This window comes from Klebsiella sp. S69 (genome assembly GCF_016516145.1).
GTDB lineage: Bacteria > Pseudomonadota > Gammaproteobacteria > Enterobacterales > Enterobacteriaceae > Klebsiella > Klebsiella oxytoca.
Map to the genome: position 1 here is coordinate 1 of NZ_JACVUU010000036.1, position 15,142 is coordinate 15,142.

Below are 15,142 nucleotides of genomic sequence, written 5' to 3' on the forward strand. Positions count from 1 at the left end.
CATCGTTAACTTAAGATACAAAAGCTGTCCGGAGATGGCGGGTCAAGATCACTGGTTTCATCACGTAGTGGAAGTGATATTTTCAGATTAGGTGATGGTGAGAATGATACCTTCATACAGGATTGCGACGGTCGTGTATTCGTTCCGCTACTTAATTTGTCCATCCAGGATTATTTTAAGTACATTGAATCCTATGCTTCGTTAACTGCCGGGGACGATATCCTGCGCTTTGGTGATGGCGAACATGACACACTCATTCAGGCAAATGACGGCCGCCTGTACCTACCTTTGCTGGCTGACTCAGTTCAGGATGAAATAAATAACCTGAAAAACAATCAAACGCCCGTATCATCGGTTGTTTCGATTGATATACGTAATCAGGTAGATACAGCTGCTTATATTAATATTCCCGATGGTTATTATGCTGAGAAAATAAAATGGTTACGTGATAACGTAGCTATTCCAGATGCTACCGGGTACGCATACATATTAACAGCTGACGATATGATGAAAAATATTACGCTTAGCATTGAGAGCTTATTGGGTGGACACAGGGTATCCGATAAGAGCACCGGGAAAATTGGTGGGATAGCGCTGGAGAGCGTCGGTGCAGCAGGTTCACTTTATGAAGGATTTACCCTGTCTGCGGGGGATGATTTCAATGCTCTGGACATTATCACACCGTCAAACCCACTTGGACGATGGTTTACCACCCGTACTTACCTCAACCCGCCGCGAGGCTCTGATACGCAACTGGGCACAATGTACGACACTGACCCCGCGTTTACGGGCTTTAATGACTCGAACCGGGGCGTGCCGGTGGGTTTTGATAATATGCGCGTTGAGGATGGTGTTCTGAGGCTTCAGGCCCGTGCAGCTACTGCGAATGAAAAACCATATCTGCAAGGCTCAAGGCATGACCTGGCGGCGATGGTGAGCTCTGTAGGCGCATTTTCATTTTTCGCCGGTCCCGCCGGGACTGGAGATTGTATTATTGAGTGGTATGCGATGTTCACTCACAAAACACAAAACCCGCCAGGGTGGCACCCGTCATTATGGACCCAAAGTTCGCTGCCATCCTACACCTACAATTCGGATGAGCTGGATATTATCGAGGGCATCAGCCAGTTTGCAACGTCAAATTATAATCTCTGGGGAGCAGATGGTTCGAAAACAGGCGGAGGAACGCTTGGACCGGAAAAATATATATTTGATGGCAAGTACCATAAAATTAGCGCCATCCTCAATCAAAGTAATGTCCAGATATTCATTGATGATACCTTTAGCAGCATATTAAGTCTTGATGCCAATTCAGTACGTGAACCGGGTTACTTGTTGATGAGTAGTCATGTATATAAAGGCACTTTCCATGGTGAAACCTATTCTGCCTGGGCATGGGAAAAACTCTGGAAGGGGGCGACAATTAGTGTTGACTGGTGCCGCATCTGGCGTAAAACAGGATTGAGTCATATCAAGCCGCTCGTCACCGTTCCTTCAGTCAACATTGATTATGGCAGCAGCGGCACAATAGTACTTCCGGCTAAGTCGGTTCTGTGGGGCCGTGACGATGTTTCAGAGCATGTCCAGACAGTCATGACTGAAGAGAATGAACCCGGTGGCAGCCATACAGTTTCCTATGACTCCCTTCCTCCTTTTGTTACTTACGATGCATCCACCCGAAGCATTACTATCAGTAACGGATACACGAAAGCGGGACGTCTTAACTTCGTTATTTATGGCTATCTGCAGGATGGCTCAAGCTGCGAACCCGCCCGCACATGGGCCAATATTGGACCTCGTTTTTCAGGTGATGCATTAACACTGAAACCAGGAAAAAGTGTTGATTTATATCCTCTCTGGGATTGCGGAATCCTTGTCACTGATGGCGAGAAATGTACCAAAACCATCGGCGTTTATTCACTACCCGAAGGCGTGATCTTTGATACCAAAAGCTGCCAGTTAATCAACTTCGGTGGTGAAAATGGCTCATATGTTATCACCAGCGCCTGCCAGAACAGTGTCGGACAGACAGCGGTCCAAAAAATAAATCTGATTCTTAATTAAGAGGTCATCATGCTTGTACTTAATTCTAACTCTGCATATACCGGCGATAAAAAAGATTTACCCGGTTACTGGCCTACTTTTGGATATACTCCCACAGTGGCTCTGTCTTTGCGGCAGCTTTCAGCATCCTACACCGGACCTGCAATTCGTGTACGTCGCTCCAGTGATAACACAGAGATTAATATTGGATTTACTGCCGAAGGCGACCTGGACACGACGGCGCTGCTTAATTTTTGCGGTTCAGGCAACGGATTTATCAGTGTCTGGTACGATCAATCGGGTAATGAGTTTAATGCTATCCGCGAAAATGTGTCCGGACAGCCACGGATAGTTTCGGCAGGCGCTGTTGATCTGATTGGTTCTAAGCCAGGCGTGGTATTCGACGGAACAAGTGATGCCCTCTCTTTAACGGCTGCTGTTTCTGCGTTATCTGGAGTAGCAAGTTTGTCCTCATCTCTTGTTCTGCGTTTTCGATCTTCGCCCGCAGCGGCCTGTAGTATTTTCTCATTTTATAAATCAGACAGCCCCGTTCGTCGTCGATACAACCTGGGCGCCGGATTTCAGAGTCAGGCGAAAAACCTGCTACAGATAATTTCGACGCAGGCAGATTCGGGTAACGCTGAGATCGTGACAGAAACTACCCCGTTTACAGCAAATACAAATATTATTGTTCGCTCCTACATCGACTTTAAAACTCATTTGCAGGGCATCGCTCTGGATAGCGGAGGATGGGTTACCGGCTCCGTGTCTGGTGAAGTCTCAGGAATATCTGATTCCGCTGTACTGGGTGGCGGGCCGTGGGTAAGCGGGGCGCCAAGCGAGCTTTCTTACGTGACTATCGGCGAATTTATCCTCGTTGATTCAAAAAGTGATTATTTCCTCAGAAACATCACGGCTAATCAGCAGAAATACTTTACTAATTAATTTAAGCCTTGATATTGCGGCTGGCAGTTATCATGACAGCCGCAATGACCTGATTGGACATTAGCTATCCATTTGTCTGGTTACGGGTATTATTAGGGTTGCGAATTTTAGAGAGGTTTAGGTCCAAACGAGAACGTAATACCGGCCCAAACGATGCGGACTAGCCAAAAGTCTGTACTTCCTGGGCCCACTACAATGCATAAAACAGATTCAAAATTCACACAGGTGCGTGTAGCATTGTTAGCACTTCTTGGTTATTATTAGATGACTTATAGTTATAAATCATAACTTAAACCGCACTAAACTAATTTATAGCATCTTGTTGAAAAAGTAAACTTATGTTAGGTTAACTTACTGGAATGAGTACCTTGGAATAGGTGGGGAGACTTTATGGATAAGAGTTTTTATGTTAAAAATATGTTTTGGGGCTATTTTTCAGCCGCATGCATTTTATTTTTTAGTTACGATAGCTATGAAACAAAAATGACTTACCTTAAAGTTTTTGCAATTTTAAGTGCGCTTTTATTTCCTTTTGCAAAGTATTTAATAGAGCAGATTTCTTTAAAGTATTTACAGCGTAATGTTATGCGCCCTGGCACTTTTGATGTCCCAGATACCTATAAATTTACCTTATATTGTATATTTAATTTTTTATTCGCAATTCCCTTGGGGATCGCTTTCTTAGTTCTGCAATTGAAGAAAGCCATTATAAAATAATGGCTTTGTATTAGTTATAAGGCTAAATTGGTGTTAAATGCCGATAATCTTATTAGCTTCTTCTACAATGGTATCGTTAACGATAGCACCAATTCCAGCCATAATTAAACCATATCCCAGCACTCCTACCGGACCAGACAAAACAGCGGCAAAAGCTAATGCTGCAAGATGCGTGGCGGCTAAACCGATAGCGATTGTCTGCACTTTAACAAAGAAAGGACGCCAGTTATCAGTCTCAACTGCCTTTTTAAGTTCATTAAAAGCATCAATAGAATCCATAGCTGGGCCTACGTAGCCGACTCCCTTGCTAAATTTAGCTATATTTTTCGCAACAGTATTCATATCTGCCGCTTTTAGGGCATTAGTAATAGCTGCACGATCCTTTGCATTAATTTTTTTATTGATATTAGCCTTGTGCTTATCATACGCTCTCAGGGCATCGTCAACGTTACGAATTTTTTTGCCTTTAACCTGACTTGCCATTGATTTTGCGAGCTGTTCAGCCTTTTCCCCATAAGATTTCGAGACTTGGGTGTAAAAATCTGCTGTAAATTTAACAGCATCTTTTACAGCTTGAGCTTCCTTTTCTTTTATCTCTTTATTAAGAGCTTCGCTCTTTTTCCATGCATCAGTAAGAACAGGAATTGCAATTCGATACCTAAGCGTAACGACACGAACGCCACCTCCCTTACCTCCTGCAGTCATAATGTCTTTCTTGGTTACCTCGGTCGTAACTTTACCGCTTTCAATTTTATATCCAGGAGGCAGCATTCCCTGTAAAACAGAAATGTAAACCCCAACAGCTGATAATTTTGCATTGTCTGCATTCAGATTCGTGTAATCACGAGGGTAACTTGGAATTTTATAACCTGTCTTCACGGTAACTGCAGCCGTGTATCCGGTGTTTGTAGGCACACCCACAAATCCGACACCTAGTTGCGATACTTCGGCCTTAGTCATGTTTTCTATACCAATGGATAAATCGCCATTAACTTCGATCTTATTGAGTGTTAGTTTAGCTTTGGGATTGATTAATTTAGCTTTTTTAACAAAGTCCTCAAATTTTTTACGAAGGGTAGGATTATTAATGATATTTCCAGCCTGTGTTTGACTTGGGCTTTGCGTCGATGAGCTACCACTACTGCTGTCATGGTTGCCAGTATTACCTCCGCCTCCCCAATGAACACCACCTCCACTGATTTTATTACCGCTTACATCATGAGTTACTGTCATATTTTCTTCTGGCATGAATGATTCCTTTTTTATTCTTGAGGGTGCTGTATGGATATACAGTGTTTTCAATGCTAAGTCTTATTAGATATTAAGTCAATGGTGTTCAAATATGCTTTATAGTTTGGTATGAACTAGCTTTAATTTAGTGATGTGTGTTTTAAATGTATTAATTTTAAAAATTATTGCATTGTAATAATTTTTAGCTTGGAGTTTTATTGTAAACAATTGGAGTCTTTTAAATTAACTACCTTGAATATGAAATTTTTTTGAACCAATTTCTTTGGTTCTTCTAAACGAGATTAAGATATAGGCATTCGCGTAGGGCGTTTTTTAACAAGCAAATATGTGATAACCGGCCCGACCAGAGTCGGTGCCGTTCGAGTCGCTAATGATCACTTCAAACTGGTTATCCGGCTACAGAAGACGCCTATTTTAGATATTCTATTAATCCTACACGACCACGAATAAGCTACTGGGACGGAGATGAAGAGAGAGCTGATCGTCGAGCGTACCCGCGCCGGTTTAGCCGCTGCGAGAGAGCAGGGGCGTATTGGCGGCCGCCGGCGGGTGATGACGCCGGAGGTTGTCGATCGTGCGCATCGAATGCTGAAGAACGGCGCAACGAGGCAACAAGTGGCGGATGTGATCGGGGTAGGGGTAAAGACCGTTTATAAATATTTCCCTGCACAATAAAACGGTTCATCTGTGAACTGTTTGTGGAGTTTTGCAGGTGGTAAACTGGCTTTCTTATGCGGAGTATGCCGAAGCTACTCATCTTTTAATGTGACATTAAGTGTTAGTGGTATAGAATTATCATAACTGGACATAACATGTTAATAAATAGGGGTTTTGATGTCAGTCTCTAAAGATTTCCTACTTTGTGTATATGAGCGGTGCAATGAACATTTGAAAGAACAATCGACAAAACGTGATCAGGCGATAGCTTTTTACTTGGTTGTGATATCGTTTTATTTCGGGTCGTACTCAGCAATTAGCAAGTTACTTGTAAGTCCGTACTCTCCAGTTTTTTTTAATGTGGTTATATGTCTGATTAGTGGTATGACAATCAGAACGTTGTCTGGTTTACGTTCATGGCATATGCAATATGCTAACTCGGCGTTAGCGCTTAATAAAGTGATATCGAAAAATATCCTCGAATTAGATACACTTAACTCAGAGATTACATCTTTTTTCGGTAAGAAAGAAAAGGAATATAAGGAAATGACGCTTGCTAAAATGTTCTCTGGTATTGAAAATAGAGTCATACTTGGGATGACTCTTATTTCCGGATTTCCGGTTGTGATGTTAGTTAAAGAAGTTATGTCTTTACTTAAAGTAAGCAATAAAGAAATTATAGTATTAGTTGAGTGTGCATTTTACATAGCATATGTTGTATATTATTTTTACAATACTATAATGATAATTCGTAAATCAGCAAATCATAAAACTTGGATTGTAAATTTTGAATAATCTTATTGTTGAGAATCAATATGTTGCGGTGTTCCTTAATGACTCTGGACACTTGCGCATAAGCCAGAAACACGGTGGCGTTGTTGTTATTCCTGAATGTAATGGAAAATACGCATTAATCCAACATTCAAGAAATGGTGTCGCGCTCATTGAATTTCCAAGAGGGTTTATCGAAAATGGAGAATCACATATAGATGGTGCCGAACGAGAACTTAGAGAAGAATTGAATCTCGTTTCGGTGAATAGCTATTTGTTAGGCGAATTGATTACTGATTCAGGATTGATTGCTGACAATGTTCGGGCTGTTATTTGTGAAGTGAAAGATACATCTCAATTATCATTGCAATCAAGCGAGGGTGTTATAGGTTGTGATTATTATACTTATGATGAAGTTATTGAGCTTGTAAAAAATGGGAAGGTTAAAGATAATTTCACCTTGGCCTCATTAATGCTATTACAGGCTAACAGGTAATGTTTCATAGGCAACCCTATGCCCGTTTAATTTGTTGAACGTTTCAGCGAACTGTATACAGAAGCTCGTCAAGAGCTGTTTACTATGAAGTCAGTATCATAAGTGCATAATGCTGGATTTGCACTGCTCGCAAAACCGTCAAACAGTTCAGTATAGAAAGCGCTCGTTACTCATTACATCAATGTGTTACGTCAACGACGTAAATTGATAGTCGAAACCTATATTGATCTGCTATCTGGATAAAACTACTGTATGCATAAACAGTGATTATGGGAGAGTAGATCATGCTTCGACAAAGAGATATTAACCAGGCATTTCGCGAGTCAGTTTTACGTAACTCAAAGGGATATCAATACTTACATACAAGAGATTTCGTTTCATCATTACAGCAGCGCGGCATTCACTTCTCACACTCTGAGGCTAATCGGTGGATAGAGAGGTATCAAAGCTGCTTCGCTGACAAAACGCCGGACAACACTGAAAACAGGCTTTGGATTTTAAGGAGCATGGGGAGGATCATGTAATGATGGTTAGTTCTTTTCCCTCAGTTGCGATCGCTGATAAAAGACTGATGGCCCGTTTCACACCTGCCTTAGACCGTTCAACCTCTAAGGTTATTTCTGAACTGCATACAAATGTTCATCTTTTGCCGAATCTGTACTGAAAGTAAAAGGAAGAAGGGCGTATAACAGCTAACTATTTGGGAAAAAAGATTTTTAATCATTAACGACCTCGTATTTATTTACACAAAAGAGCAAGTCCATCAAATAATGTGTAAAAACGGAAGATCTTGTATCATTTTATGTATAATGCTAATAATTCTCATTACCATAAGCATTTTCATTAATTGTTGACTCTTCTGGGGATTTTCGAAGTGAATGTAACTTTATGTAAGAAGCGCCCAATAGCGCTGTTTTTGGCTGGCCTCCTCACCTCATCGGCTTTTGCGGAAGAATCTACGGAGAAACTGGCGGACGATGAAACGATGCTTGTCACCGCCGAACAGGGACTGAAACAACAGCCCGGTGTCTCGATCATAACTGAAGAAGACATTCAAAAAAGCCCACCAGTTAACGATCTTTCCGACATCATCCGCAAAATGCCCGGCGTGAATCTGACCGGTAACGGTGCTAGTGGCAGTAGGGGTAACAACCGTCAGATCGATATTCGCGGCATGGGTCCGGAAAATACCTTAGTGATGATTGATGGCGTGCCGGTGAGCTCTCGTAACTCTGTGCGATATAACTGGCGCGGTGAGCGTGATTCCCGAGGCGATACTAACTGGGTCCCCGCGGAAATGGTGGAACGTATAGAAGTGATACGAGGTCCGGCTGCTGCTCGTTATGGTTCCGGCGCTGCGGGCGGGGTGGTGAATATCATTACTAAACGCCCCACTAACGACTGGCACGGATCCTTATCCCTTTTCACCAACCAGCCTGAAAACAGCAAAGAAGGCGACACTCGTCGTGCTAATTTCAATCTTAGCGGTCCACTGGCAGGTGATGTTTTGACGATGCGCCTGTATGGCAACCTCAACCGCACCGATGCCGATTCCTATGACATCAACACCGCACAAAACGGTTCATATGCAGCCGGTCGAGAAGGTGTGCGTAATAAAGACATCAACGGTGTACTGTCCTGGAAAATTACGCCTACCCAGATCGTTGATTTCTCCTATGGCTATAGCCGTCAGGGAAATATCTATGCGGGTGATACTCAAAACAGTAATAGTAATAGCAGTGCTAACGGCCTGGTTGAATCGCTTTATGGCAGTGAAACAAACCGTTTATATCGTCAAAGCTACGGAATTACTCACAACGGAATCTGGGATTGGGGAACATCCAGGCTAAATTTCAACTATGAAAAGACCAACAATACCCGTCTAAAAGAAGGTACCGGCGGCAGTACTGAAGGGATGATTAATAGCGATGTCTTTTCGACTAGTCGCCTGCAAAGCTATCGTGCTGGCGGGGAAATCAACTTTCCTCTACAGTTACTCGTTGATCAAACGATGACTCTTGGCGCTGAGTGGAATCGCGACGAACTCAACGATCCGGCCTCTATGCAGTCGTCAAGTACTGACTTCTATTTACCAGGTAGCTCTGGTGATCCTTCTCAACGTAGCAGTAAAAACTCAGCAACCATTAGTTCGCTCTATTTCGAGGATAATATTGCCGCGACCGACAGTACCGAGGTAATTCCGGGGCTGCGATTTGACTATCACGATAATTTCGGTGCGAACTGGAGTCCAGGCCTGAATATTTCACAGGAAATGGGCGAATACTTCACCCTGAAAGCCGGTATAGCACGTGCGTTCAAAGCACCAAATCTGTATCAGTCAACGCCGGGCTATCTGCTTTCCACGCGCGGCAACGGTTGTCCTATTGGTCTTAGCCAGTGTTATTTACTGGGTAACGATAATCTCGATCCTGAAATTAGCGTTAACAAAGAAGTGGGGATCGAATTCAGTCATGCAGGTTATGCAGCTGGCATTACCTACTTCCGCAATGATTACAAAAACAAAATCGTGTCTGGCACTTCTGCCGTTTACAGCAACGGTACTTATAACGTGCTGCGGTGGGAGAACGGCGGTAAAGCTATCGTTGAAGGGTTGGAAGGTAACCTGACCATTCCTTTGATTGCCGATACGCTGGAGTGGCGCTCTAACGCAACCTACATGTTCCGTTCTGAAAGCAAGAAGACCGGAAATCCGCTGTCAGTCATCCCGGAGTTCACCATTAACTCCCAACTGGAATGGCAAGCTACTGAAGACTTGAGCACAAATATTAACTGGACGCAATATGGCCGCCAGAAACCGCGCCAGTATGCTGAAACCGTTCTTGAAAACCGTAATGGGCTTTCACAACGTGAAATTAGTCCTTATTCCGTAGTTGGCTTAAACGTCAACTATGATATTACCAAAAATCTGCGTGCCAACGCAGGTATTAGTAATCTGTTTGACAAACGCATATACCGTGAGAACGCGGGGGCTTCAACGTATAACGAACCCGGGCGTGCTTATTATGCTGGCGTAACTATGTCATTTTAGTAAATGGTAGGCGGCCTTAAGGTCGCCTCTACCATGACCAGCTTTTAAACTTACAAATTAATTGAGATAGTGTCTACAAATAGTTGGTTGTGGTGAACAATACGATTTAGCGATTTGTTGCAGGTCAAGTGACAATAAACGCAGGCAATTATTAATTATTCTCGCCCACTTACTGTTAATAGCGGTTATGAGCGAGAGGTTAGAAGTACCATTATCAGCATCAATTTACTAAGCAAAAGCTCATAAGCAATTCTCATTATTATCGCTGATGAGATTAGGCCAGGTGACATGTAACTGATTGTTCTCATCATAACCCGAGAACAAACTTCCCTGGAAGCAGGATATGCCCGCTGATTCGAGCCACATCCATTCCTCCGGTTGTTCTATACCTGTTGCACAAACTCTGATTTCAAGCTTTTCACAGCAATGAATGATGCTTTGCACAATTGCCTGACGGGAACCGTCTTTGTGAATATCTCTTGTTAGATCATGGTGGATTTTTACTTTTTCCGGCTGGAAATTGGCGAGAAGCGACAAGCCTGAATAACCTGCTCCAAAATCGCTGATAGCAACACTGATTCCAGCGCTTTTGAGTTTTCTGACTGATTGAGTAAACTTATTCATATCGCTAATGATCGCTCTTTCTGAGAACTGAATGATAAGTTGCTCAGGAATAAGATTATTGGACTGAATATAATCAAGAAGTGTTTCAACAGACCTTGGCACTTCAATAAGCGTCATTGGTTGAAGGCTAACTGATATTCTTTGTTCCGCGAGTATAAATTTCCCGGCAAAGAAAAAAGCGTCTCGTTTTGAGGTTATGTCTGTCAAAAAGAGCTCCTCACTGTTTTGCGACTGTACATTCGGTATTAACTCAAATGAATGTACATGTTGAGCGAGGGGATCCACGACAGGTTTTATCTCAATTAAACTGGAATCTGTTGAAGATTTTAACCCTACAGCTTCGGAAGTAAAATACCATTCAGACTTGTCAGGTAACTCATAATAATTTTCTGTTTCAGTCGATTCGATGAACGTGCGGAAAAATCGCAGCGCCCGATCATTGTACATAAGCTTATGCTTTGTTGTACCACGTTCAAGGACAGATGCGAGGCAATCATCTTGCGCGTGGATTCTGATATCAATTAGCTCCATGCCTGCATTACCAAAACGTCGAAAAGGAGCAAAGTCGCATAAAAGTTCAACAATGTTAAAATGACGTTTGTCGCAACTGATACTGTCAAAAACTTCTTTGACGGATTCTTCGCGGCCTTCAAGCAGTTGGAAAAAATGGATTCCATTAAAAAGTAACACACCAGTGACGCCCATCTGCATGTTGCGATCATTGGCGCTTTTAACCATATCAACAATTTCCTGATATGACGTTCCTGAACGAACGTGGCTTCGGTAGATAAGTGTTATAAGCATTTTTTCGTCCGTAGGAAAATTATTTTTTTGAGATTAGCATGTGCATAAAAGAAATGTCTGATCTTTTCTAAAAAAAGTTTTTGCTAAGAATGTGTAAGCAATCTGCCTCTTTCCCTCCAGTATCCTGCTTCACCCATTCGCGTGCGGCTTCAGGCACCAGTACCAGCGGCAGGCGGTCGTGGATATCGACCAGACCCTTGTGGGCTGCAGCGGTCACAATCAAAATCCCTCTGCTTCATCTCCGCGCTCGAAAGGTACGCTGCCGATAGCTGCCATGAATATTGGCTTGCCTTCCTTCCTATGGATGAAATAGGGCCGTTTCTTGTCACCTTCACGCTTCCACTCAAACCAGCCATCCGCAAAATAGATCGTCCGGCCGTGCTGCCAGAGAGGCTTAAACATCCGGCTGGTTGCCGCGGTTTCCACGCGAGCATTGATGAGCGCAGGTTTATCCCACCACCCGGGTGCGTAACCCCAATGAACCGGATCGAGGTGCGGTTCTTCATTGCGTTCGCTCAGCAACAGAACTTTGGTACCAGGTGCGACGTTTTAACGGCCGATCGGTTCGGGGTCATAGGCGATATCCCGCTCGGCCTCTTCGGCAAGATAAGCTAGCTATTCTTTACGGGTTTGTGATTGAGCAAAGCGTCCGCACATGGTTACCTCCAGTCTTCAGACTAGAAGTATAGAAGATATGGCTCAAAGGGAGGGAATAGCTCCGACAATCCCATAACAAACGACTGTCGGAGCGAACATCTAAACAATGTGTACAAATTTGTGTATTAAAACCAATTAAAAACCGAAGTTATATAATTTAACCATTTGATTTTAAGTGGTTTAAGCTTGATTAATGTAAGTGCTATCGTAGGGCATACCATTCCTTATGTTTCAGTGGGTTAGCCATAGCCCCCAAAATATCGGATATCACGTTCACAATAATCACCAGCGCGCCGATGACCATCACGCCCGCTGAGATTGCGGCGTAGTCCTGTTGGCGAATGGCGTTAATGAGCCAGCGGCCCAGTCCCGGCCAGCTAAAGACCATTTCGGTAATCATCGCCAGCGTTAGCATGGTGGAAAACTGCAGACCCAGGCGCGGGATCACCGGCGGCAGGGCGTTATGCAGTACGTGACGGTGTAAAATCGTCCGCCGCGATACGCCGCGGGTGGCCGCTGCTTTGACATAGTTGGTGTCGTACACTTCGCTGGTGCTGATGCGCATCAGACGGATCACTTCCGTTGTCGGCGCCACTGCGAGGGTCAGCACCGGCAGCACCATATGGCGCGCCGCGCTGACGATCATTTCATGACGCCACGGCGAATCGGAAAGCCACGCGTCGATCAGCGCAAAGCCGGTGACCGATTTCACTTCGTACAGCAGGTCGAAGCGCCCGGAGACCGGGAACCAGCCCAGGGTGAGGGAGAAAAACAGGGTCAACAGCAACGCCAGCCAGAATACGGGGATCGAGAAGCCCAGCAGCGCCAGGGCGCTAATCAGGGTATCTTGCCATTTGTTGCGCATAATCCCCGCCAGCATGCCGACGGGGATTCCGATTACCAGCGCGAAGCCGAAGGCGAGGATACACAGCTCCATCGTGGCAGGGAATACCTCTTTAAGCTGCTCGGAGATTGGCTGCCCGTTGATGCTGGAGACGCCAAAATCCCAGTGCAGCACGCCCTCAAACCAGAACCACCAGGCGTTCCACAGCGAGGCGCCCTGCAGCGGCGCGTGAGGCGTAAAATAGCTCAGGCTAAAACCGACAAACGTCAGCAGAAAGAGCGTAATCAGCAGCAGCAGCAGGCGACGCAGGGTAAAAATAATCATGGTTTTTGCACCTCGTCTTCTTTTTCCCGCGAGACGCCGGCAAAAGAGGCGTTGCCAAACGGACTCAGCACCAGGCCTTTCATGTCGTAACGATAGGCCTGAAGACGCAGGGAGGAAGCCAGCGGCAGTACCGGCAGTTCATCAGCAAGAATGCGTTGGGCCTCTTTATAAGCTTCAATGCGCGAAGCTAGCTGCTGGGATGTCAGCGCTTTTTGCAGCACGTCGTCGAATTCACGATGACACCAGTGAGCATAGTTGGTTTGTGAGGCAATCGCCGCGCAGCTCAATAGCGGACGGAAGAAGCTGTCCGGATCGTTACTGTCCGTTGCCCAGCCGGAAAGCGTCAGATCATGACTCATATCCATTAATCTGGCTTCCTGAAAACGCCCTTCGACCGGCACAATGATCACCTTCACGCCAATTTGCGCCATATCCGCCTGGATAAGCTCGGCGGTTTTCAGGGGGCTGGGGTTCCAGGCCTGCGAACTGGTCGGAACCCATAGTTTGAGCGTCAGCTGTTCCAGCCCCAGCGCTTTAAGCCGGGCGCGAGCTTCCGCAGGATTATATTCGGTGATTCTGGCGTCGTTATCATAGGCCCAGGAGGCGCGAGGCAGCATTGAAGCTGCGGTTTCCGCCGTTCCGTAATAGATTGACTGCATCAGACGCTGATTATTGATGGCCAACGCCAGCGCGTGACGGACCTCCGGATTATCGAGCGGCGGCTTAGCGGTATTGAACGCCAGCCAGGCGATGTTCATTCCCGGGCGCAGGGTCAGGCGAAGGCGCGGGTCGTCACGCAGAATAGAGAGCTGGCTGGCAGCGGGCCAGGCCAGCACATCACACTCGCCGGTCAGCAGTTTTGACAGTCGTCCGGTACCGCCGGAGCCCAGATCGACCACCACCTGCGGCATCAGCGGTTTACCTCGCCAGTAGGCCGGGTGGCGCTGCAGACGAATATATTGCCCGCTGCGATATTCCTCAAGCTGGAACGGGCCGGTGCCAACAGGTTGACGATCGATCAGCTCCTGACGATCGCTCTGGGCCAGCTTTGCGGCATACTCCGCCGACATCACCGAGGCGTAGTGGGTAGCCAGGTGCCACAGGAAGGAAGCATCCGGTCGTTTGAGGCGAAATTCAACGGTGTGGTTATCCAGCTTACGCACGCTTTCGACGCTGTCGGCGAACTGTAAGCTATCGAAATAGGGGAAGCTGCTGCCGTTCACGTTGTGCCACGGATGGTCGCGGTTAAAAATCCGGCCAAAGGTAAAAATCACGTCGTCAGCGTTGAAATTGCGGGTCGGCTTAAACCAGGCGGTGGTCTGGAACGGCACGTTATTGCGCAGGTGGAAGCGGTAGGTGGCGCCGTTATCCAGCACCTCCCAGCTTTCTGCCAGTTCCGGGACCAGGCGGTAGGTATAGGGGTCAACATCAAGCAGTCGGTCGTACAACTGGGCGGCAAGAGTATCGACAATCAGACCGCTGCTGACCTTTTGTGGGTTGAAGGTGTTAACCTGGCCGCTTACGCAATAAACAAAACCGCTATCGCGAATATCCGCGTTAGCAGGCAGGGCGGGCGCGGCAAAAGCTTGCCCGTACAGCATAGACACCGCTGCCAGGAGAGAAGACAATTTCAGGCGCATAGTTTCTTATTGATTATAGAGCAAGGCTCTATCTTATTAATATTAAATAACATTTACCACCACCTTATTGCTTATGGAGATAATGTAAGCGATGGTTGCGTCGGTTATTTGACCAACTAATTCAAATTCATACCGCTTATTAACTTCGAGTATACCTCTTAATTCACCCTGCGTTTGGCAACAGGCGAAGAGACGGGAAGCGCAAATATGAATTTCATCGATTCAAATGCAGAACGGCTCGCGGGCACGTATTGTCGCAAGCATAGCGCTTCTCTGCGCCGCAGACGCCCAGATGTTTGCCACATGGTAGCTTTTTATTT

General features: G+C 45.5%; 11 protein-coding genes and 2 pseudogenes. 8 read left to right on the top strand and 5 right to left on the bottom strand.

Translation table 11 applies throughout. From position 1 onward, the window contains the following. Positions 1-156: 156 nt before the first annotated feature. The 3 genes from IAE27_RS27270 to IAE27_RS27280 all read left to right on the top strand — a co-directional run bounded on the left by IAE27_RS27270 (position 157) and on the right by IAE27_RS27280 (position 3,705). Positions 157-2,064 (top strand): hypothetical protein, encoded by a 1,908-nt coding sequence (locus IAE27_RS27270; protein ID WP_200093217.1) that lies wholly within the window; start codon positions 157-159, stop codon positions 2,062-2,064. 9 nt (positions 2,065-2,073) lie between these two features. After that, positions 2,074-2,988: an arabinofuranosidase catalytic domain-containing protein gene (locus IAE27_RS27275; RefSeq protein WP_115239621.1), complete on the top strand. Its 915-nt coding sequence runs from the start codon at positions 2,074-2,076 to the stop codon at positions 2,986-2,988. Between the two features lie 390 nt (positions 2,989-3,378). Next, positions 3,379-3,705: a colicin E1 family microcin immunity protein gene (locus IAE27_RS27280; RefSeq protein ID WP_115239620.1), complete on the top strand. Its 327-nt coding sequence runs from the start codon at positions 3,379-3,381 to the stop codon at positions 3,703-3,705. Positions 3,706-3,738: 33 nt separating this feature from the next. Here IAE27_RS27280 and IAE27_RS27285 read toward each other — a convergent pair whose 3' ends face one another. After that, positions 3,739-4,953 (bottom strand): colicin-like pore-forming protein, encoded by a 1,215-nt coding sequence (locus IAE27_RS27285; RefSeq protein ID WP_227685316.1) that lies wholly within the window; start codon positions 4,951-4,953, stop codon positions 3,739-3,741. A gap of 465 nt (positions 4,954-5,418) precedes the next feature. Between IAE27_RS27285 and IAE27_RS27290 the strand changes: the two are divergent. From IAE27_RS27290 to IAE27_RS27305, 5 genes and pseudogenes are all read left to right on the top strand, one after another. Next, a pseudogene (locus IAE27_RS27290) lies at positions 5,419-5,631 on the top strand (recombinase family protein); the annotation flags it as partial. Positions 5,632-5,997: 366 nt separating this feature from the next. Beyond that, positions 5,998-6,408, top strand: coding sequence for a hypothetical protein (locus IAE27_RS27295; RefSeq protein ID WP_142745168.1), 411 nt, complete (start codon positions 5,998-6,000; stop codon positions 6,406-6,408). Next, positions 6,401-6,880 (top strand): NUDIX hydrolase, encoded by a 480-nt coding sequence (locus IAE27_RS27300; protein ID WP_115239618.1) that lies wholly within the window; start codon positions 6,401-6,403, stop codon positions 6,878-6,880. The genes IAE27_RS27295 and IAE27_RS27300 overlap by 8 nt, the downstream gene beginning before the upstream one ends. Positions 6,881-7,164: 284 nt before the next feature. Further along, positions 7,165-7,404, top strand: coding sequence for a hypothetical protein (locus tag IAE27_RS29775; protein WP_074188455.1), 240 nt, complete (start codon positions 7,165-7,167; stop codon positions 7,402-7,404). Between the two features lie 350 nt (positions 7,405-7,754). After that, positions 7,755-9,929 carry a TonB-dependent siderophore receptor gene (locus IAE27_RS27305; RefSeq protein WP_200093219.1) on the top strand — a complete coding sequence of 725 codons (2,175 nt, stop codon included), beginning with the start codon at positions 7,755-7,757 and terminating at the stop codon, positions 9,927-9,929. A gap of 240 nt (positions 9,930-10,169) precedes the next feature. Here the strand turns inward: IAE27_RS27305 and IAE27_RS27310 are convergent, their stop codons facing one another. From IAE27_RS27310 to sapA, 4 genes and pseudogenes are all read right to left on the bottom strand, one after another. Beyond that, positions 10,170-11,357, bottom strand: coding sequence for a diguanylate phosphodiesterase (locus tag IAE27_RS27310; RefSeq protein ID WP_115239617.1), 1,188 nt, complete (start codon positions 11,355-11,357; stop codon positions 10,170-10,172). Between the two features lie 103 nt (positions 11,358-11,460). Further along, positions 11,461-12,014, bottom strand: a pseudogene (locus IAE27_RS27315) (SOS response-associated peptidase family protein); the annotation flags it as partial. A gap of 202 nt (positions 12,015-12,216) precedes the next feature. Beyond that, complete coding sequence (gene sapB, locus IAE27_RS27320; protein WP_004101442.1) at positions 12,217-13,182, bottom strand: putrescine export ABC transporter permease SapB; 966 nt, start codon at positions 13,180-13,182, stop codon at positions 12,217-12,219. Continuing rightward, positions 13,179-14,822 (bottom strand): ABC transporter substrate-binding protein SapA, encoded by a 1,644-nt coding sequence (sapA, locus tag IAE27_RS27325; protein ID WP_004101448.1) that lies wholly within the window; start codon positions 14,820-14,822, stop codon positions 13,179-13,181. The genes sapB and sapA overlap by 4 nt, the downstream gene beginning before the upstream one ends. Positions 14,823-15,142 lie beyond the last annotated feature (320 nt).